This window comes from Paenibacillus sp. UASWS1643, from assembly GCF_008693195.1.
GTDB lineage: Bacteria > Bacillota > Bacilli > Paenibacillales > Paenibacillaceae > Paenibacillus > Paenibacillus amylolyticus_B.
In genome coordinates this window covers 1-21,360 of sequence record NZ_VXKZ01000107.1, presented here as the reverse complement: position 1 = coordinate 21,360, position 21,360 = coordinate 1, and the positions used below count along the sequence as shown (strand labels likewise).

Here is a 21,360-nt window from a genome sequence, read left to right as displayed (position 1 = left end):
GCCTAGGAGACATCCGCTCTTTGATCAGCTGTCTGCTTTAACGTTACAGGAAGTTTCCCCGCAAAAGGAATGCGCCCCATCAGCGCCTGAGCGACGCTATCCATGGCAAGTGGCCGGCTCTCGTAAGCCGCTACATAGACCTGGGCATCCGGAAGCGCCAGCAGATCATAGGGGCTTCGCAATGCCACAACAGCCAGTGGTTTACCCAATTGCTGTATCCAACCAATCAGCCTGCACTGTGGATCGCCGGAGGGACTTCCCGCATTGTAGGTTCCCACCACAATCTGCCGAATGTCATCTGCTTCCGCTGCCTGAAGCAGACGTGCGGAACGAATGGCGACTTCCTCGGGCGTCACCGTCAGATCGACAACATCCAGACCATAGATGGATAATGCTGAGCCCAAGGTGAACGTCTGAGTCAGCTGTTCGTCTGCAATTGTCGTCACGGACGTGGCAACCGTTATGACCAGCGTGCGTTCCGGCTTCAAAGGCAGCATATTCAGCTGATCGCGCACCAGTGTGATACTATTCTCGCTAATACGGCGGGCAACTTCTTGGTGTAAAGAATTGTTGCGCTCAGACCCGCTGGAATGTGAAAGATCCTTTGATGAATTCAGGGAGGGTGCATTTGAGAATACACTATTCACTTCATCATCACCAGCACCGCCCATTCCACTCTCCAGCAAACCACGTTTCGCCTTGTACATCAGCAGGCGATTCACCGACTCGTCAATACGACTTTCGCTAATCCGCCCGCTCCTCACAGCTGCTAACAACGCTTCAAATGCCTCTGCCTGAAGCTTGGCCGTATGGCTAATTAACACCAAATCCGCTCCGGCCTCTACCGCCATCACAGTTGCATCGACAGTGCCATAATTCACGGCAATCGCGTCCATCTCCATACAATCCGTTACAATCATGCCGTCATAGCCCAGTTCCTGACGAAGCAATCCACTTAACACGGTTTGTGATAGCGTTACGGGCAGACGCTCTGGCTCCAGTGCAGGGAAATAAATATGCGCCGACATCATGGCATCGACACCTTCGGCGATAGCGGCTCGGAATGGAATCAACTCCAGGCGCTCTACCCGTTCACGATCATGAGTGATGATCGGGAGGTCAAGATGGGAATCGGTATCCGTATCCCCATGCCCCGGGAAATGCTTGGCTGTCGCTGCAATCCCAGCGTCCTGTATTCCCGCAATGGTCCTGGCCCCATATTCTGCAACCGATTGTGGAGATTCGCCGAATGATCGTACACCGATGACCGGATTGGCCGCGTTATTGTTCACATCCAATACCGGAGCAAAGTTCATGTTAATGCCCATGGACTTCAGCTCCAACCCACTGATGTATGCCGCCTGATACGCATCGTCAATGGAACTAGCAGCGGCAATAGCCATTGGTCCAGGCATCAAGGCGATTCCTTCGGTAATTCGTGCAACCATGCCGCCCTCCTGATCAATGGATATCCAGAGCGGCACATTACCGCTGCTTTTGGCAATCTGTTGTAGCCCCGACGTTAACCGCTCTACCTGCTCTGGCGACTCAACGTTGCGCGCAAAATAGATCAAGCCACCGATTGGATACTTTCGAAGAAAGGGTTCCACCTCGCCAGCAGCTTCAGTGCCATGAAAGCCGCAAAGCAGCATTTGCCCAACTTTCTCGCGCAAGGTCATTTGTTTCAGATGAGACTGGTATAACTCTTTTTGCCCAATCATTTCATGCCTCCTTCCGATGACAAACATCCGTTTATGGATATAACAAAAATGGCTTTCGCCGCTCCTTCCATTCTGCTGCCTGTACATTCCATGCTTCCATTAAACGAACGAATTCCGTAAGGTTATGAATGGTTTCCCTAACTGTCTTCCCCCCTGCCAGCAGGTCGATAAAGTACCTCGAACCCGGCTCTGGTGGCTCCAGCCAGCAGAATTGCTCCGGATAGAGTAAAACCAGTTCATGCAATAGCACTAGCCCTGTCTCTACCGCCCGGAATTTCCTGCTGTCCGTTACAAAGATCCTTACGCCGCCACACAGCTCACCTGCATGTTTGGAGAATGTTGGCGACATGTACACCGGATGCACATGCACACCTTCCAGCTTGTATTCCCGAAATCGTTCCGCCAAACGCTCACCCTCAACCCAGGGTGCCCCAATCCACTCGAATGGGCGGGTCGTGCCCCTGCCCTCCGATACATTCGTGCCTTCGAACAGGCATGTGCCCGCATATACCTGCACGCTATCCAGCGTAGGCATATTGGGGGAGGGCAACATCCAGGGAAGCTGACAATCCGTGAACCTCATGGAACGCTGCCAACCTTCCATCGCAACTACGTCCAATTCGCAAGGTACATCCATCTCGCTGTTGACCATCAGGGCGAGTTCACCTACCGTCAATCCGGTACGTACAGGGACACGCCAAGCGCCAACGAGTGATTCATACCCCGCGTTCAGTACACCGCCTTCCACAACGTTTCCACCCAGCGGATTGGGACGGTCCAGAATCAGCATACGTTTGCCTGCTCCAGCGCAGACCTCCATCATATAGAACAGGGTTGAGACATACGTGTAATAACGGATGCCCACATCCTGAATGTCAAACAGGACCGTATCGACTCCAGCCAGCATTGCAGGCGTAGGTTTCTTGTGATCTCCATACAGGCTGAACACCGGAATGTCCAAACGCGGATGACGCATGTCTCCGAATCTGACACCCGCCTGAAGTTCTCCATCCAGTCCGTGCTCACAGGCATAGAGCGCTGTAAGCTCGGCATTAGCCAGTCCCGCGCACACATCTATGGTCGATACAAAATCTGCTGTAATTCCAGTCGGATTCGTAATTAGACCGATTCGAGCACCTGTTAACCATGGATGCGATAACCCTCTCGACAGAAGGTCAACTCCCGTTTTTACAGCCGGAATCTGCTCGGTCCCATTCAACCGATCCATTACACATTCCCCTGGCTGATCCAGCCTGTATGCTGGTGATCATTACCTCCTGTTACGACAGGCACTTCTTTAGGCTCCAGCACATTAAGAGCAACCTTATGCTGATAGATGGCAAACATACCTCCAAACAGCGCTCCGAAACCAACGACAGTCAGCATCAGCAGAGCAGTCAGGCACATGGCCTGAAAACAAGCGCCCATCGTGTACCCCGGGTGACGGAAGAACAGCTTTACACTTTCCCCCATCGCCTGAAGGATGCCCATGTTTTTTTGTAAAACAAGCTGCCAGGTATAGAACTGTGACATCAGCGCCATGAGAACAAAGAACGTCTGGAATACACCCACTGCTGTACCTGTAATTCCACCCTGTCCACCGTAATACCACCAGGTTGACCATAGAATGAAGCCAAGCACGGCGAAAAGCACACCTACTGCCCCTCCCGGGATGAATCCATGCATCGTTCCGTTCCAGATATCCTTAAGCCCATTGCGGCGTTCCTTGCGTTCCAGCCTGTGATGTACGGCATAACTGACACCGAACAGGATTGGCATATAAATCAAGGCCAGAAGCAGCACCGCGATCGGCAGTGGAGCAAACATCAGAATGGGAACCAATATGATGGAGCTAACGACACTGTACAAGGCTACCGGAATAATATCCCGATAGATTTCTGCACCTGACTTGATCAACACTTCACTCAGCTTACGCATCTTCACCCTCCCCTTTCTAACCGTTCCTTCTTCGCCAAGCCTCGTCTTTTATTCCCGCCCAATCGCAAGCTCCGTCTCTGGATCGAAAAAGTGCGCCTTACGCAAGTCCAGCACAAAATTTTTGTCCATTCCTACATACGCATGTGTTTCCGGGTGAACCTTGGCCGTGACCGTACGGGCACCCGAATGGAAATACACCAAATTCTCGGAGCCCAGATGCTCTACAACCTGAACTCGCGCCTGCAGCATATGGTCTGTCGGGATATTCGGAGCGACGTCGTCACCAAAAATATGCTCTGGACGCAGCCCCATAATCACCGGCTTGCCCTGATGGCTCTGCAAACGAGCAAGTACATCCGCCGGCAAGGTGAATGAGGCTCCCTCGATGACAACCTGTGTGCCTTCAATCTGCGCATCAATGAAGTTCATCGCCGGGGAACCGATAAATCCGGCAACAAACATATTCCGCGGACTCGCATACAGTTCTTTTGGTGAAGCCACCTGCTGAATATCTCCATGATTCATGACCACGATGCGTTCCCCAAGTGTCATGGCTTCTACCTGATCATGCGTCACGTACACAATCGTGGCACCGAGACGTTTATGCAGTTCGCCCAACTCCACCCTCATCTGCACCCGCAACTTGGCATCCAGATTGGACAGTGGTTCATCGAATAAAAATACCTGCGGATCACGGACGATCGCCCGTCCCACCGCAACACGCTGGCGCTGACCACCAGACAGCTCGCGTGGTTTGCGCTCCAGCATCGCTTCCAATCCCAGAATGGAGGCGGCATTCTGTACCTGTTCATCAATGTAGGACTTTGGCTTTTTCAGATTTTTCAGGCCAAAGGAAAGATTCTCACGGATGGTCATATGCGGATAGAGTGCATAATCCTGAAACACCATCGCAATATCCCGATCCTTCGGATGCAGATCGTTAACAAGCCGGTCACCGATCACAATATCACCGCTCGTTTGCTTTTCAAGTCCGGCAATCATCCGCAGTGACGTTGTCTTGCCACAGCCCGAAGGACCCACAAAAACCACGAATTCCTTATCTTCTATAACAAAGTCCGAGCCGGCCACAGCCGTGAACGTTCCTTTATGATCGTCTTTGAATTCTTTGCGCACTTGGCGAAACTCCACGCGTGCCATAGGTAGATCCCCCTTTACGTTGTCGCTTGTCCTGAACTAACAGTTCAACTTAACCTTTTACCGCACCAATCGTAATACCCTGTAGGAAATAACGTTGCAGCGAGAAAAACAGAATGATCATCGGCAGTGCACCAATCGTTGCCCCTGCCATCATGGCACCGAAATCCGTCGATTCGGCAAATACGAACGAGGCCAGCCCCACCTGAATGGTACGCATCTCGTTGGAATTGGTAATGAGGAACGGCCAGAAGAATTCGTTCCACGAAGCGACAAACGTGAATATCGCCAGCACCGCGATTCCCGGCTTTGCCATCGGCAGAATGACTTTCCAGAAGATGCCGAACTCGCTGCATGCATCGATACGTGCCGCATGAATCAGCGATGTGGGCAGCGTAGACATGAACTGTTTCATCAAGAAAATGTTGCCCGAAGAAAATGTTGCCCACACTAACGGCAGCAGGCAGGATAATGGCCGTATACGTATCTCCCAGGTCAAACACGTTGACCATCAGAATGTACAAAGGAATCAGCGTCACCTGTGCCGGAATCATCATGGTCCCCAGCAACGTCCAGAACACCGCCTGACTCCCCGGAAACTTCAGTTTGGCGAACGCATATCCCGCCAGGGAGGCGAAGAATACATTTGTTACGGTCAGAATGATCGAGATGAGCAGCGAATTGTATAACCAGCGCCAGGCATCGGTTTTGGCAAAAAAGCGCTCATATGGTGATAACGACAACTGCTCCGGAATCATCTGTGGTTTAAACGAAGCCGACATCGCACTATCCTGCACCGAACCAACGAGCATCCAATACATCGGAATGACCGTCACCAGCGCCCAGACCACCAGCAGAATGGATGCAACAACAAGCAGTATCTTTTTCTGTGTTGATTTCATGGATTTCATTCACCCCCGGATGCTTAATGCAACGTGCTCTAATCGTACGTGTTCAAAAAGGTCGGTTTTCAGTACCGAGAAGATGGGATGAAGCTAGAAATGGAGTAGCGGAGCGTAGGGAAAACTACGTGAGCAACGGACATTTCGGCTAAATTCCATATTCGATGCTGATGATGCCGCTAGGCATCCTTCGTAATCAAAAGCGGACTTTTTGAACTACATCTAATACTCAATATCGCTGGAGAAATATTTGAACTGTATGACGGAGATGACAATGATGATAATCGCCAATACGAACGACTGTGCCGAAGCCAATCCGAATTCATAGAACTTGAATGCAGTCTCGTAGATCAGATAGGCAATTGTAGTTGTCGCAAAGTTTGGACCACCCTGTGTCATCAGATATACCGAGATAAACACCTGGAAAGACGTGATCACACCTGTCACGAGCAGATACAGCGTTGTTGGTTTGAGTAGCGGCCATGTAATCTTGCTGAACTGGGTCCAGCCGCTGGCATGATCAATATCTGCCGCTTCGTACAGGGATTTCGGAATACCGCCCATGGCTGCCAGATACAGAATAATGCCCGCTCCGTGCGATCCGAGCCAGTTCATCAGAATGAGTGAAAATAGTGCCGTTCCTGACTGACCCAGCCAGATTACCGGATCAAGGCCGAACAGGCCGAGGAAGCGGTTCAGCAGTCCTGAATCCGTCGGGTCAAAGATCGCCAGCCATACGATGGAGATGGTCACCCCGGAGGCTACCGCAGGCAGATACATGGTAGCTTTGAAAAATGTCTGCCATTTGCTTTTCATTTGATAGATGAAATAGGACAGTACAAAGGTAATGAGAATGTTGACCGGTACCGTACCTACGGTAAAGATGAGTGTATTTTTAATCGACTTCCAGAACGTCTCATCTTTCACCAGTCGCTCGTAGTTATCCAATCCAACCCACGTCGAGTTCATAATGTTGTATTTCTGGAAGCTCATCACAAGAGCCGTCAGAACGGGGTACAGTGTGAAAATGAGAAACAGCAGGACAGGCGCCAAAATAAACAAATACGCCCACCCGTAATCTCGCCAAAACCGGGCAGCCCGGGAAGTCCGGGGCGCAGACGGTTTTGGCGCAAGGGCGGTCTGCATGGCGAATCCTCCTCTCCTAATCAGTGTGGTTATACATTATGTTTGATTGTCCACGTTATTGTCCGAACATCTGCTGGCCTTTGCTCTTGAAGTCTTCTGCGATCTGCTCCGGCGTTTTCTCACCCGAGAACAGCGCCTGAATGTTAGGCTTCACTACTTGTTCCTTGAATTGTTTTTGCTGAGATGCTTTGTCGATATCCAGTTCCAGTACAACCGGCATCGCAATATCCTCTGCCATGACCTTCGCAGCAGCCAGATTATCGGCTTGACCAAGTTCTTTTCCTTTAAACAGATCCACCTGGGACTGTCTTACGAATGGAAGAGCCAATTCATTGGCGGAGTTCCCTGCTTTGGCACCACTGAGCGCCTCCATCACCAGGAACGTATTTTTGGCATGCTGCTCGCCTTTGTCCTTTTTCTGTTTGAAGGCTACATACCCTTCGCCGCCCATCGTTGTTGCCGCAGGTTGATCATCATTATGCGGTACAGGTAGCAGGACAAAATCAATCTTCTCACCCTGTACCTTGCCATCATCAATATCCTTATTGCGGTTCTGAATCATCACATCATAATAAGGAATGGCTTTGGAGATGATCGCCGTTTCCCCTGCGTAGAACATATCCGTCCGTTTCGCTGGAGCGAGAGCCGCTGTTTCCTTCGGCATATACCCTTGATCCATCAGGTTTTTGATAAAAGAGAGAGTGTCCAGAATGCGCCCATCATTCCATTGGAACGTGCCAGCTTTATCGAGAACGTCAATCATTCCGTTGTTTCGGGACAGCATTTCAATGAAATCAAGCGAGGTTCCGTCGGTAACCAGTGCATATTGTTTAGCCCCGCCATCCAGCGTTTTGGTCATCTTGGCTGCGGCAGCGTTGAATTCGGACCAGGTCCAGCCGTTTTGTTGAATGGATTTCCAGTCAATGCCCGCTTCCTCCAGAATACGTTTGTTGCCACCCCACGCCCATTGGAATTGATACAATGGCAGTCCGTACTGTTTCCCTTGGATCTGACCTAATTCAAGCGTACCTGGCAGATAGTCATCCTTGATCTCAGGTGTCAGGTAGCTGTCCAGCTCAAGTGCCAATCCTGTATTCACATACGTGCCGTCTACACTATGAAAGTAAAGATCCGGCGGATTGCCCGCGTTCAGAGCGACATCGAATTTTTTGGGCCCTTCCGCCCAGGAGAGCATTTCAGTCTTCACGGTAATGTTCGGGTGTTCCTTATTGAAATCAACGATTAGATCCTTCAGTTCATCTTCATATGTTCCATGTACTGGATACGTCCATACGGTCACCGTATCTTCTGCATTGGGATCATCTGAAGCAGCACCCCCGCTATTCCCGCAGGCAGTAACCATGACCATCATCAACAACAATGCCCACACTAGACCCTTCTTTTTCATGCCTTCATCTCCTTCACGTGTCGTCTCCTGATAATTGCATTGCTTAACCATGCTACCCCTTTTGAAATCATCCATCCTTAAACGGCTTAACAGACTATTGTGCGTGGCAGTAAGGAAAATGCACCTCCCTTATGGATTAGACCTGAACGTACGCAGGATTAATCTCTTAAATGCAATATAACGTCAACTTAGTTGACATTAAGAGTATTGATTCCTTCCAAAATTGTAGATTGAGTTCATTATATGAGCTCTGAAATAAAAATTCAACATTATTTTTTAATATAAAATTTAATTTTACTTTTTCATTTTATGCCTCTATACTATGTAAAAAGAAAACTCAAGCAATCGAGGTGAGCCACTTTGCGAGTATATGTTGGCGTAGATGGAGGCGGTACCAATACTGATGCAGCAATCATTTCTGAATCTGGCGAGATTCTCGCCCGGCTCAGCGGAGGCCCCACGAATCCTCACAGCGTACCCCTGGAACAGGCCCTTTCCGAACTGCAACGAGTGCTGGAACAGCTATTCAATCTAAAAAGTGATTTATCGACAAATTGTGAAGGTATATGCCTCGGTATGTCAGGTGTAGATACCGTGCAAGAACGGCAACTTATAGCCGACGCAGTAAATAACTATATGAAGAGTCGTAATCGACAGGGATCAGAAAGCTGCCCTGTCTGGGTTGTATCCGAAGGAGAGATTGCCCTGATGGCCTCTCTCGGACATACTCACGGTGTATTGTGCATCTCTGGAACAGGGTCCATCGTGTACGGATTTACGCTGGAAGGAGAACGATACCGTGCAGGAGGCTGGGGTCATCTGCTAGGAGATGAAGGGAGCGGCTATCGTATTGGACAACGTGCACTCCAAGTGGTCATGCAGAGCTATGATGGTGTTCTTCCTCCAACCCGTTTAACCCCGCTTCTTCTAAAGAAACTGAACCTTCGGGATATATCGGAGCTAAAGTCGCTGGTCTATCAGACGAATTGGGGCAAAAGCGAGACAGCATCCATCGCCCGCCTTGCTATAGAGGCAGCTGAATCCGGGGACGAGGCTGCCCGGGCACTAATCATCGATGAGGCCGCACAATTGGCGGATACCGCCAAAGCGCTGATTGCCCGTCATCCCGAATTTGCATCTACTCAGGTTGTCCTGTCCGGGTCGCTGTTTCGATACGCAGCACTTTTCCGAAATACATTTATCCAGAAGTTATCGGGATATTATGGAGAGTTGGAATTTGTATATCGTGAAGATGCCCCTGCTCCATCGGTAGGTGCAGCACTGCTGGCAAGAAGACGCCGTTCCCTGAATGTATCATTTTAAAAGAGAGAAGGAGGCCGTACAGATGAATCACATGTTGAACTCATTAGTAACAGAACAACCCAATCCACTAACGGATCATATAGATGAATTGCCATCGGCAGAAATTATGGAACTGATCAATAAGGAAGATCAACGGATTGCAGAGCTTATTCAACCCCTGATTCCGGTCATTGCCCAAGCAGCGGATCGGATCTTGGAGGCCTTTCAGTCTGGCGGCAGGCTATTCTATGTAGGTGCAGGCACCAGTGGACGATTGGGGATACTTGATGCTTCGGAATGTCCGCCTACCTATGGAACCCCTCCCTCCATGGTGCAGGGTATTATTGCAGGGGGATTCCGGGCAGTGAAGGACCCCGTTGAAGGTGCTGAAGATAGTGAGGAATTGGGAGCGGCGGACCTTGATGAACATGGATTAGACGAAAACGATGTCGTGGTTGGCATTGCAGCCAGTGGACGAACGCCGTATGTGCTGGGTGCGATGAGACACGCCAGGGAGATCGGAGCTACGGTGATCAGCCTGAGTAACAACGCAGGTACGCCGATGACCCTTTTGGCTGATGTAAGCATCGAGGCTGTTGTCGGTCCAGAGGTTGTCATGGGTTCAACACGTATGAAGGCAGGCAGCGCCCAGAAAATGATTCTGAACATGCTCACCACTACCGCCATGATTCGTCTGGGCAAGGTTTACCGTAATTTCATGGTCGATCTGAATCCTTCGAACGAAAAGCTTGTCCATCGGGCCAAACGCATGATCCATCTGGCAACCGGAGCGAATGAAGCGGACATTGAACAGGCCTTTGCCAGTGCAGACGGTCATGTAAAAACGGCAATCGTCATGCTGATGGCTGGTGTGGACGCCGTGGAAGCTCAGCGAAGACTGGATCTGGCTGACGGATTTGTACGCAGCGCCATTGCCGGTCCTTCCTGAACCAATCAGGGCGCATCGTCCTTGAAGTTGAAAGAGCCTGACATCAGTCTAGGCTCTTTTTTGGGCTTTTTTTATCGAAAAGCGGATATCATTCACGTCAAAAAATCCCCTCCTGTATGATAAACAGAAAGGGGATTCATATGATTCTACTTCATTTATGCTCCAGAATAGCCTGCCGGCTCTTCTCCAAATACTCCACCGACTGGTTGTAGTCGCGGCTGGCAATCGCCAGATACAAAATGTCGATCACGTTCAACTGTGCAATCCGTGACGAAGTTGCTCCACTCCGAATATCACTTTCGGTGGACGTAATCATCAGGGGCACATCCGCCATACTGCTGAGCGTATTGCTGCCCCACTTGGTAATGCTAATCGTTGCAGCGCCGCCTTCACGAGCATGCTTCAGACAGGAGATCACGTTCGATGTCTCTCCTGAATACGAGATACATACCACTGCGTCATCTTCGCGGAGCGTCGTTGCGGACGAAATCTGCATATGTGGATCGGTGAAAGAAAAGCTTGTGCGATTGATTCGCATGAACTTGTAGTGTGCATCCAGCGCAATCAGGTTCGAGGCCCCTACCCCATAGAAAAAAATCCGGTTCGCCCGATGAAGTACATCCACAGCCTTTTCCACCATACGTGGGTCCAGAATATGAACCGTATCCTTCACCGATTGAATATTATTTGCGGACACATGCTGAATAATGCTCTCCATGGAGTCCTGGGGACGAATCTCCGTATAATTATATTGCTCATCCGTCTGCAAATCTCCGGCGATCTTAAGCTTCAGTTCCTGAAAGCCCGCTACCCCCAACGATTTGCAGAGACGAATAATAGCTGCCGGGCTGCCCCCGCTGCGTTCGGACAACTGTGCCACCGATGACTGGACGGTTTCTTGTGGGTGATCGAGAATATAAGCTCCGATCTTCCGTTCCGATGGGGTCAGGTCATCCATTAATGCGCGTAAACGTACAAGTCCACCTTTCATGCTCTCCATTCGCTCCTCCTTTCCATACTGCATTCATGTACAAGCATTTTATCTTATAATTTCACTCGCGTCTAATTGAATTCCTCGTCCTTCCATAACTGAACTCCATTCGAAGGTCAGGTCTTACTAAAGTGTCAGGTTGCCTGAGATTACGGCGTTTCTCGCGCCAGTTACTGCCGGGAGTGTATTGGTTCTGCCCATAAGTGCCTCATGGCCAAGTAAAGCAAATCCAATGGCTTCCCGGGCATCATCCGGTAAGCCGTAATCTGCTGTTCGTTCCAAACGGATATCTTTCGGAAGTCTATGACGGATCATCTCCATTAACGTGGCATTGGAAGTGCCACCACCGCAGGCGAGCATGGCCGATATGTGGACCTTGGGCAGGATAAAATCCTTCACTGCACGCACGATAGTCTCCGCGGTCAGACAGGTGGCAGTAGCCAGCGTATCTTCCAGCGTTAAGGAACGTGCTGCGGCCATCTCCATCAGTCTCACTGCATAAGCGGCGCCATATACTTCCCGCCCGGTACTTTTCGGCGGTAGTCGTTTGAAATACTCATCCTCCAAACACAGGTCTACCAGACCCTGATCGACCTTCCCCTGTGCGGCAATGCTTCCACTCGGATCATAATGCTGCCGCCCATCCGTTGCCTGCCGCACAATGGCATCCATCACCATATTGCCCGGTCCCGTATCAAAAGCCGAAATACCTTCGGTAGATGACTCGGATGGAAGCACCGTTACATTGCCAATGCCGCCGATATTCTGCACCAGCCGCCCTTCCGTCGGACTGCGGAACATCAGAGCATCCGCATAAGGCGTAAGCGGAGCACCCTCCCCACCAGCTGCCATATCCCTTGCTCGCAGGTTGCCAATCACTGGCAGTCCTGTCCGTTCTCGAACGACAGCACATTCACCGATCTGCAAGGTCGATACCACATCAATACTTGCCCCCGTTGGCCCTGGAAATGCAGATGCTACAGGAGCATGCCATACCGTCTGTCCATGCATGCTAACCACATCCACCTGCTGCGTTGAGATACCGGCAGACCGCATCAGTTCCGTAACACTATGCGCATACCACTCCGATACACCAAAATGCGCGGCTGTCAGCTCGTCGATACGAGCTGTCCCCGGTGAACATAATCGGATCAGTACGTTTCTCAATCCATTCGAATACGGCACACATACGAAATCAACCAGCTCGATCTGCTGTAATGCCCCGCTCATATCGGTTTGAATACGCACCAGCGCCGCATCTGTTCCGTCCAGAGACGTCCCTGACATTAGTCCGATGACCAGATGCTCCTGCTTCAAACGATACTTCTCCCACATCGGATAGCTGCCTGTATCCATCCATTTCCAACCTCCTGCAAGACCCGATGATCACGTCATCTGCCAACATTTTACCCAGTATATGATATAAAATTTCACAAGTCAAACTATATGTAAAATTAAATTACAACATATAAAGGTTAACCACTCTCTATATATCTTTTCCCACTCTTACGGATATGAAGGCAAGAACGGCACGCCAAAACAGGCTCTCGCCCTCAGCGAAAACCTGTTCATTCTTACCCCCTTTTAAAAGGATAACTCATCTCCTGGAGACAACGCATAGATATTAGCTTCCAGAGATGAGCCTTCATCAAGCAAACCTTGTCTCAACCGTTCCGTCTCCATAAGGTCAGTATGCACAAGCACCGTATGACGTGCCGAGATCCGGCCCAACATCTGCTCGACATCCCTCCAACCCTGATGAACTTTGTAACGCAATTTCTTAACTTCACATTTGCCATACTCTTCCGGATTTTTCAATAACGCATGGGCAAAAGTTCCGGCAGCAACATGCCCGGTGAGCAGAATCAGATTTTTTTCATCCGATGCCCATCTCTCATAGTACCAACGTGCAAGTGAGGACTGCATCATGCCGTCCGGTACAAACCATAGGGAAGCATGATGTTGTTCCAGCAACTGCAGACGTTCTTCCTCGGTAGATGTCTTTGCCCAACCTTCTCCGCTCAGAAAATGATTGATGCTGTCCGCAGGCGAACCTTCCTGAGTCAGTTCTCCCTTCCTGAGCCAATAGGGAACACGATGTAACTGAGTCATCCCATCCACCAGTTTCTGTTCCACTATAATGGGAATGTCCTGAAAACATTGCTGTGCCCATAGGATCATCTCCTGGCCACGGCCCACTGCAGGCATGGGTAACAACACCTTGCCTCCCCGAGTAATCGCACTGCTGATCGCGCTCTCCAGTTGTTGCAGTTTATCGGCCTGCGTATCCTGGTCCGTACCATAGGCAGCATCCACGATCGCCAGATCAAGCTTAACCTGGGATGAGTTAGACATGGATGCCATAGCTTCTATACTTTCTCTCATGTGCATTTGCTCGGTAAGGATGTTGCTGTGTATCACTGCAGATGAGCTTAGTGCTGTCTCTGATCCGGTAGATCCTGTAGCAGCAAGGGTCTGAGCATATACTGCTTGATCAACCAGCGTTTGTCCCATAGCTTGGCCCATTACCAACTCGCTGGCCTGTTCGCTGTTCGCATCCGTTTTTGCATTGGGCGCGTTGGAGTTGGACATATCCTGAAGGCTTTGAATTGGAACAGGAACAGCCCATACGCGGCTATGGCGATTCAGGTCTGCCCGCCGGAATCCGTCGGCCACATCGTCATACTGTAGAAGCATGGACTCGGACGTATAATCGCCGGAGTACAGAACCCGCTTGCCCTCCATCTCCAGACCGAACCAGACCGAACCCGCCAGATGCCCGCTACGCCCCCAGACTGCCGCCACCCCAGGTATAATTTCAAACCAATGGCCTCGCTCTGCTTCATTCTCTAGGAACCTGTATCGAATACGCTGCTCATCAGCTTTGTCATATGGTATTACATGTCCTGCTCGTTCCATGTTGCTGCGCCATGCCCGAAAATACGTACCCAACTGCTCCCTCGTCTCCCTTGTCGTCCACACTTCACCCTTGTAGCCCATCTTATACAGCAAAGGGATAGCGACCGAATGATCCTCATGGGCGTGAGACAAGAGGACCGCGTCCAGTTGTGGTACAATCTCCGGATCAATCAGCGGATACTGGCCCATGCCTTCTTTTTTGACACCACAATCCAGCAAAAGGTGGAACCGGCTCCCGCTCAGGAGATAGGCGGAACGTCCATGTTCCCCTGCACCGCCCCATACGTTCAGTTTGATCATGATGCATTCCACTTTCTCTTTGAATTCAGCAGTTCAATTCCAAGCAGCATGAGCACCGTCATGCCTACGGTAACTACGGCCATCGCCATTCCGAGTGACACCTGACCTTGTTCAAACTGGGCAAAAATATACGTCGCTGACGTCTGCATGGACGGCGGAAGAATCAATAACGAACCTACCAGCTCTCGGGTAGCAATCGTAAAGGTCATCATCCAGCCCGCCAGCATGCCGGGCAGGATCAGTGGGATCAGGATACGCCGCAGAATGTACAGCGGCTTCCCGCCAAACACTTGCCCAGCCTGGAACAATGTTCCGTCAATCTGGGTAAAGCTCGATTTTACATACTGCACGGTGTAAGGCAAGAAGAGAACAACGTACGTGAGAACAACCATGCCGTAGGTGTTATACAACGTGACTGGCATCCAGGGGGAGTTCCAGAAGAGAATCAGACCTACAACCATCACGATACCTGGCACCGTATTAGGCAACAGACTGAACAAGTCAATCACACGCTGCATGAATGAAGATGATCTGCCGATCGCGAGCGCAAACCCCGTACCGATAATAACAGCAACGGTTGAAGCCGCGAGGGATAATCCCAGACTATTCCCGATGGCCTTCATACTCACCGATCCCCAAGATAACAGCTCCTTGTAATGATCCAAGGTCAGGTTATCAAATGCAATTCCTGATCCCCGTAGTTTCATGGTCGAAGCGGCGATGATGGAGAAATACGGGATACCTATCGACAGGATCAACAGGATTACAAGATACACCCCACACAACCAACCTGCTCCTCCACGAAGAGAATATCGCTTCGAACGTTGCCCTTTGCCACCAACCAGACGATACGTGAACTTTCGACTCATGGCAGACTGCATATACCACATCACCAGACAGACGGACAACAGCACCGATGCCAGCGAAGTCGCCTTGCCGAAATCAATCGGCCAACTGGAAATGTACTTATGAATTTCGGAGGTCATGACATAATAGCCAATTTTGCGCCCGAAGGTTGCCGGTGTTCCGAATTCCGCAATCGTTTTGACAAAGACCAGCATGATCCCCATGCCGTAGGACGACAACAGTAAGGGTAAAATAATGCGTCTGAAACGGTACCCTGCACGTGCACCGTGCACAGCCCCCGCTTCTTCCAGATTGCCGCCGATGCGGATCAACGCATCTCGAAGCAGCAGATACAGGAACGGGAACAGGTGCAAGCTCATGATGAGCACCATGCCCCAGAAGCTGAAGAACAGCTCACTCCAACTTGCAGATGAGGGCACCCACTGCTGGAGATATCCCCCTTTTTGCATAAACAGAATCCAGCCCATCGATCCGATATACGGCGGGGTCATGAACGGAATCATCAGGATTACATCGACCCAGCGATGCTCGCCCATCCGAGTCTTCGCCATCATCCAGGCCAGCGGCAGCGCCAGCAGCGTGGTTACCGCTACAACGCAGATGCCAAGCCAGACGGAGTTCAGCAACACACCTGATAGATGATGACCCGTAATCGTGCGAATCGGTGCCATCCAGTCCCACTGTCCGTTCACATACACACTTTGCCAGAAGATCAGCAAGAGCGGCACGCCAATGCTTATGGTCAGCAGAAAGAGGGCCAGAATCACGCCCACTCTCCGAAAAATTCGGTTGTTGTCCATTCCAACAGGTTTCACTACGTTCACCTCACATGACTTTCCACAGACAGCAGGTATTCCTTTTGCCTAATTGTCTCAATCCTATTGTTTCTTACTTAAACGTCTCGGAAAAACGCGCTGCTGTCTCTTCGCCATGTTCGCTCATCCAGTTCCAATCCACTTTAAGTTGTGGAATATCCTTCACATTGGCACGGTTAGTCGCTTCAATGTCTTCGCGGCCCGGGATTAGATAAGCATCTGCAACAAGCTTCTGTGCTTCATCAGACAACAAGTAGTCGATGAACGCTTTGGCATTCTCTACATTCGGACTGGATTTCAGAATTGCTGCCGGTCTTGGGCTGATTACCGTGCCTTCTTCAGGATATACGATATCCAGTGGTTCACCTTTTGCCTTGGAGGAATACGCCATGTAATCCACACCTGCAGCTACGATGCTTTTGGCACCCGTAATGACCGGATCAAGGGCTTCCTGATTGGCTCCTGCCATCGCTACACCATTGGCTTTATAGGCACTCAGCAGATCCCAACCTTTTTCACCATTCGCACTCAGGTATCCTGTGATGAAGTCGAGTGCTGAGCCTGATAATGTAGGGTCGGGAATGTTCACTGCATCTTTCCATGCAGGCGTAGCAAGATCTGCCCAACTTGTTGGTGGTGTAGATACCAGTTTGGTGTTATACACAATACCCAGTGCGGAAGCACTGCTGCTAAAATAGTTGCCCTCTGCATCCGACCAGTCCTTGTTCAGCTTGTCTGCATTGGCTGCTTCAGGGTATCGCATAGTCAGTCCATCGGCTTTCAGAGCCTGTGCGGAAGGTAAAGAGGCCAGGATTACAACGTCTGCAACCGGATTGGATTTCTCTGCTTCCATACGAGCCAGAATTTTGCCTGTCGTTCCCTGGAACATCTCGACTTCAATTCCCGTTTTGTCCGTAAATCCGCTCACGATGTTATCCGCCAGCTTCTGTGGACCAGCACTGTACAAGACAAGCTTGCCACCAGCCGGTTTCGTTGTTTCCGCCGCCGCTGCTGTGTTTCCTTCACCGGCGGGTTGTGCCGCGTTGCCTGTGGTTGAGTTCCCTGTGCTACATCCGAACAAACTGATACTCATTACCGCTGTTAATAACAGCATTGCGCTCTTTTTCCGTGTTTTCATACCCAACATATTCGTCCATCTCCCCTGGTTTCTTATAAAAAAATGTGTACTCCTGCTTACAACTGCGTGCTTGTTCACCAATTTAATATGCCACTGCGATCGCTTCGTTCTGCTTCATACTCGGGTGGTCATAACCGTCCATTCGGCATATCCGCTCAGGGGTTACATAGAGCTGCACCCGCTCCCCGACGCGCGCCCTTTGGTTCATATAGGCTGTCCATACGCCCAGCCCTTCCATCTGCACTCGTACTTCATAACGTTCACCTACATAGCTGACACTAAGTACCGTCCCCGGATAACACAGATCATCATGACCTGTTTTGTTCCAGGTGACATGCTCTGGTCGCACCATCGATTGATTAGGCGTGAGCCAGTTGGACTTTCCGATAAATGAAGCGACATACGGATCACTTGGCGCCGAGTAGATCGTTTCCGGGCTTCCCTTTTGCAATATCTGCCCCTTCTGCATCACCACAATCTCATCCGACATCGACATCGCCTCAATCTGATCATGTGTGACGTACAGCGCAGTCAGCCCCATATCCCGTACCAAGGACATCATCTCAATCCGCATCTCTTCCCGGAGTACAGCATCCAGTGCGCTCAGTGGCTCATCGAACAGGATCACACCAGGTCTGACCGCTACGGCTCTGGCAAAAGCAACTCGTTGCTGCTGTCCACCAGACAGCTGATGAGGATATCGATCTTCCATGCCTTGCAGGCGGACCATGCCAAGTGCTTCGTTCACCTTTTGCCGTAGATCGGATTTCTGTTTTCCGGCCTTCAGGCCAAACGCTACATTTTCGTATACGGTCATATGCGGCCATAATGCAAAATCCTGAAACACCATGCCCAGATTACGCTTGTATGTCGGTATATCAATCCGCTTCGCCGCAGAGTAGATACACTGACCATCTGCACGAATCTCCCCCGCGTCCGGCTGTTCCAGCCCGGCCAACATGCGGAGCAGTGTTGTTTTGCCACAGCCCGACGGGCCAAGCAGTGTCGTGAACTTTCCATGTTCAAGCGTTAGATCTGTCGGCAGCAGTGCGGGTGTTTGATTAAATGATTTTTGAATTCCCGTTATCTCTAATTTCATAAGCATCCCTGCCTGTCTTCTGTTACTTGATCTCTTGCACTGTTCTCAGTCTAACGTCCGCTTTCGCGAGTTGTATGTCTTGTATGTAAAATTGGAATTAACTTTTTAGATGAATTCTGTTGATGTTCATAGATTAAATCTATAGTAGGTGAACTAAATTAATTTTCATGTTTTCGCTTCGATTACAGCACCATCTTCCGATCGCTGTTATCCCCAGATTTCTTATACTCCCTTTTTAAAGGGAGAAATCCGGGGATAAAGGCGAACGCTTCGCTTCTTCAGATTGGTTCTGTACTCTCCGTCTTTATGAAAAACATTAGATCATCTTATATATTGGGGTTAGTAGAAGTGAGAGGAGTGTTGAGACATTGAATCTGATCAAATTGCAAATTGTTGAGCTGATCGACAAGCATCATCACATGACAAGCGTGGCCGAGTTACTGGGGATCAAGCAACCTACAGTTACATTTCATATGAAGTCGTTGGAGGAAGAGATGGGCGTGCGATTATTCGAATCGCGCAGTGGAAAGACATTTTTAACCGAAGCCGGTCAGGCTTTGCTCCACTATTCCGTCAAAATCAATGCTTTGACCCAAGAGGCAAGGCGGGTAGTGAAGGAATATGATAGTCTCTATCGGGGCACCCTGCACATTGGGGCGAGCTATGTACCGGCTACATATCTGCTGCCCGCCATACTCAATACCTTTTCTCAGGAATTTCCTGGTATTCGTATCGTCTTATCCGTCAAACCATCACCTGTTATTCGCGAAATGTTAATTCGACATCAGATTGATCTGGGGGTGATCTCTTCGGAACCGTTTGTCGGACCCGCGCTGCAAGCTGAGACGTTATGTGAAGATGACTTGGTATTAATCTGCTCTCCGCAGCATGGTTTGGCCCAGAAGGATGCATTAACACCTGATCATATCGCACAGATTCCTTTTGCCTTACATGGCAATGAATCCAGTACTCGTCGGTTAACCAATCAATGGCTTGCGCAACATGACATTCGTTTGAGGAGCACCGTTGAGATGGATTCCCTGGAAGCGATCAAACAGCTCGTGTTAATCGGGGGGCATGTCTCATTCATGTCTCGGATGGCGGTACAGTGGGAGGAACAGCACGGGCTCATTCAGGTTCTCCCCATTCCCGGAGAGCAAGCGCCGCGCCATATCTATACGGTACATAACAAGGACCGCCACCCTTCAGTTCAGGTAAACCGCTTCAAAGAAGTGCTGCGAGAGGTGAGTCAAGGCTTCCCCCTTTCTATGGCTGATTGCCCTGATCCGCTATAAACTATCGTTTGCCATTCATCAAATCTATGCAGGGTTAACGCAATGTGCGCTCCCCGTTAATCGCTTTCAGATACTCGGGCGATAAAGTGGGATCTGTACGTTAATCCAGATTAGGAGAGTGATTGATTTTGAAAAAGTGGAAAAAGGTAACCGCCTCATTGATGCTGAGCATCGTAACATTGGGAAGTGGAATGACATTTCTGGGAGCACCCCAGGCTTCAGCTGCTGCCAATGCCGTTCCTGCTTATGAAGTAAAGTTTCTGGCCAAGCCGGAACTTGTATTGAATACAGATGGGACACCACGCAGTGAAGTGATTCAGACACTCGGCCTGAGTTCCACGCCAAGAAACATTAACGTAGAGTACTTTGACACCAATGCTCTCGGATTGGATCAACAAGGATGGAACGTTCGTTTTCGCAAAAAGGATGACAAGAATAACTACGAATTGACTTATAAAAAGCGCTACCCTGTAATCAATGGCGACATCAACGGTGCGCTGACCCTGGCTAACCAAGAGGGATTTGATCAATCGGATGATAATTACGAGGCTGAAATCGATTGGGGATATGGCAAACAAACCCTGAGCTTCTCCAACACCAAAAAAGTCGATACCAAGGCAACAGGTGTCCAACTTCCTTCTGAAAAAGAAGCCTTGAACATGTTACTGGACAAGCTTCCAGGCAAATTGAAAAACTGGACTTCCTCCAACTGGGGCAAGCAGCAACTGACTCAATCCCGTGCATATGGTCCGATCACATTCCAACGATATGAAGGTACATGGAATGGACAAGAACTTACATTCGAAGTATGGCCGATCCGCAACGCAGCAGGTACAGGTATTGAGAATATCGTAGAGGTCTCTTTCAAAACCGATGATGCTGTAGCCGTATCCGGACTCCGTACCCAACTGCTGCAATTGCTGGAGAACAACAACTGGCTGATTCCGGCCGATGGCTTGAAGACACAGACTATTTTGGAAAGATACTAATCGCTGGCTCTAATTAAACAGACAAGCTCCTCTTCCTGCGGATATCGTAGGAGAGGGACTTGTCTGTTTTTGGTGTAGAGAACGAATTAAAATCAGTTAATTAAGTAATTCTACGTTTATCAACAGTTAAGATTTTTGCTTATCTATTTCATCTGTTCATCTCGAGTTGTCTACTCACATTAAACTCTGATTTCTGAAAATCACCTCTTCTTATAGAAGAAAACAAAAAAGCCTTTGCTATAAGCAAAGACTCTTCTATATGTTACTAGGAAGCGGGTGATGGGAATCGAACCCACGCTATTAGCTTGGAAGGCTAAAGTTCTACCATTGAACTACACCCGCAAATAAAAAAAATCGGGATGACACGATTTGAACATGCGACCCCCTGGTCCCAAACCAGGTGCTCTACCAAGCTGAGCTACATCC

At 49.8% G+C, this 21,360-nt stretch carries 19 protein-coding genes and 2 tRNA genes; 6 read left to right on the top strand and 15 right to left on the bottom strand.

Annotated elements, in window-relative coordinates; all coding sequences use genetic code 11:
- Positions 1–2: 2 nt before the first annotated feature.
- Genes nagZ through FE296_RS34040 form a run of 5 tightly spaced genes read right to left on the bottom strand, consistent with a single transcriptional unit; the run spans position 3 to position 5,217 of the window.
- Positions 3–1,721 carry a beta-N-acetylhexosaminidase gene (gene nagZ / locus FE296_RS13505; protein ID WP_150365251.1) on the bottom strand — a complete coding sequence of 573 codons (1,719 nt, stop codon included), beginning with the start codon at positions 1,719–1,721 and terminating at the stop codon, positions 3–5.
- Positions 1,722–1,752: 31 nt separating this feature from the next.
- Entirely contained in the window at positions 1,753–2,949 is a 1,197-nt protein-coding gene (locus tag FE296_RS13500; protein ID WP_150365250.1) for an exo-beta-N-acetylmuramidase NamZ family protein, read from the bottom strand.
- Complete coding sequence (locus FE296_RS13495; protein ID WP_150365249.1) at positions 2,949–3,659, bottom strand: hypothetical protein; 711 nt, start codon at positions 3,657–3,659, stop codon at positions 2,949–2,951. Before FE296_RS13495 ends, FE296_RS13500 begins: the two co-directional genes overlap by 1 nt.
- A gap of 48 nt (positions 3,660–3,707) precedes the next feature.
- On the bottom strand, positions 3,708–4,817 hold the full coding sequence (locus FE296_RS13490) for an ABC transporter ATP-binding protein (RefSeq protein ID WP_150365247.1): 1,110 nt from the start codon (positions 4,815–4,817) through the stop codon (positions 3,708–3,710).
- A 49-nt stretch (positions 4,818–4,866) separates the two neighbouring features.
- Complete coding sequence (locus tag FE296_RS34040) at positions 4,867–5,217, bottom strand: carbohydrate ABC transporter permease (protein WP_411860582.1); 351 nt, start codon at positions 5,215–5,217, stop codon at positions 4,867–4,869.
- On the opposite strand from FE296_RS34040, the gene FE296_RS34035 reads away from it, so the two are divergent.
- Both FE296_RS34035 and FE296_RS34030 read left to right on the top strand, forming a co-directional pair.
- Entirely contained in the window at positions 5,216–5,503 is a 288-nt protein-coding gene (locus FE296_RS34035) for a hypothetical protein (protein WP_411860581.1), read from the top strand. The two genes, FE296_RS34040 and FE296_RS34035, sit on opposite strands and share 2 nt — an antisense overlap.
- Positions 5,484–5,807, top strand: coding sequence for a hypothetical protein (locus tag FE296_RS34030; protein WP_411860580.1), 324 nt, complete (start codon positions 5,484–5,486; stop codon positions 5,805–5,807). Before FE296_RS34035 ends, FE296_RS34030 begins: the two co-directional genes overlap by 20 nt.
- Positions 5,808–5,938: 131 nt before the next feature.
- Here the strand turns inward: FE296_RS34030 and FE296_RS13480 are convergent, their stop codons facing one another.
- Together FE296_RS13480 and FE296_RS13475 are read right to left on the bottom strand one after the other, a co-directional pair.
- Positions 5,939–6,862, bottom strand: coding sequence for a carbohydrate ABC transporter permease (locus tag FE296_RS13480; protein WP_124118069.1), 924 nt, complete (start codon positions 6,860–6,862; stop codon positions 5,939–5,941).
- A 55-nt stretch (positions 6,863–6,917) separates the two neighbouring features.
- Positions 6,918–8,270 (bottom strand): ABC transporter substrate-binding protein, encoded by a 1,353-nt coding sequence (locus tag FE296_RS13475; protein WP_150365246.1) that lies wholly within the window; start codon positions 8,268–8,270, stop codon positions 6,918–6,920.
- A gap of 360 nt (positions 8,271–8,630) precedes the next feature.
- Between FE296_RS13475 and FE296_RS13470 the strand changes: the two genes are divergently transcribed.
- Together FE296_RS13470 and murQ are read left to right on the top strand one after the other, a co-directional pair.
- Positions 8,631–9,593, top strand: coding sequence for an N-acetylglucosamine kinase (locus FE296_RS13470; protein WP_150365244.1), 963 nt, complete (start codon positions 8,631–8,633; stop codon positions 9,591–9,593).
- A 22-nt stretch (positions 9,594–9,615) separates the two neighbouring features.
- Positions 9,616–10,521, top strand: coding sequence for an N-acetylmuramic acid 6-phosphate etherase (murQ, locus tag FE296_RS13465; protein WP_150365242.1), 906 nt, complete (start codon positions 9,616–9,618; stop codon positions 10,519–10,521).
- Positions 10,522–10,672: 151 nt separating this feature from the next.
- On the opposite strand, the gene FE296_RS13460 is transcribed toward murQ, so the two are convergent.
- From FE296_RS13460 to FE296_RS13435, 6 genes are all read right to left on the bottom strand, one after another.
- Entirely contained in the window at positions 10,673–11,512 is an 840-nt protein-coding gene (locus tag FE296_RS13460; RefSeq protein WP_124118089.1) for a MurR/RpiR family transcriptional regulator, read from the bottom strand.
- A gap of 126 nt (positions 11,513–11,638) precedes the next feature.
- A complete protein-coding gene (locus FE296_RS13455; protein WP_150365241.1) occupies positions 11,639–12,868 on the bottom strand; it encodes an anhydro-N-acetylmuramic acid kinase in 1,230 nt (409 codons plus the stop codon).
- Between the two features lie 228 nt (positions 12,869–13,096).
- A complete protein-coding gene (locus FE296_RS13450; protein ID WP_223868872.1) occupies positions 13,097–14,731 on the bottom strand; it encodes an MBL fold metallo-hydrolase in 1,635 nt (544 codons plus the stop codon).
- The gene (locus FE296_RS13445; RefSeq protein ID WP_124118091.1) at positions 14,728–16,398 is read right to left on the bottom strand and encodes an ABC transporter permease; all 1,671 of its coding nucleotides are present in this window, start codon (positions 16,396–16,398) and stop codon (positions 14,728–14,730) included. Before FE296_RS13445 ends, FE296_RS13450 begins: the two co-directional genes overlap by 4 nt.
- 88 nt (positions 16,399–16,486) lie before the next feature.
- Entirely contained in the window at positions 16,487–17,560 is a 1,074-nt protein-coding gene (locus FE296_RS13440; RefSeq protein WP_150365239.1) for an ABC transporter substrate-binding protein, read from the bottom strand.
- Positions 17,561–17,633: 73 nt separating this feature from the next.
- On the bottom strand, positions 17,634–18,650 hold the full coding sequence (locus FE296_RS13435) for an ABC transporter ATP-binding protein (RefSeq protein ID WP_124118075.1): 1,017 nt from the start codon (positions 18,648–18,650) through the stop codon (positions 17,634–17,636).
- Positions 18,651–19,018: 368 nt separating this feature from the next.
- On the opposite strand from FE296_RS13435, the gene FE296_RS13430 reads away from it, so the two are divergent.
- Positions 19,019–19,945, top strand: a complete 927-nt coding sequence (locus FE296_RS13430; RefSeq protein WP_124118076.1) for a LysR family transcriptional regulator — start codon at positions 19,019–19,021, stop codon at positions 19,943–19,945.
- A 128-nt stretch (positions 19,946–20,073) separates the two neighbouring features.
- The gene (locus tag FE296_RS13425; protein ID WP_150365238.1) at positions 20,074–20,934 is read left to right on the top strand and encodes a hypothetical protein; all 861 of its coding nucleotides are present in this window, start codon (positions 20,074–20,076) and stop codon (positions 20,932–20,934) included.
- A gap of 271 nt (positions 20,935–21,205) precedes the next feature.
- On the opposite strand, the gene FE296_RS13420 is transcribed toward FE296_RS13425, so the two are convergent.
- Together FE296_RS13420 and FE296_RS13415 are read right to left on the bottom strand one after the other, a co-directional pair.
- Positions 21,206–21,276 (bottom strand) — tRNA-Gly (locus FE296_RS13420).
- A gap of 12 nt (positions 21,277–21,288) precedes the next feature.
- Positions 21,289–21,360: transfer RNA gene (locus tag FE296_RS13415), tRNA-Pro, on the bottom strand.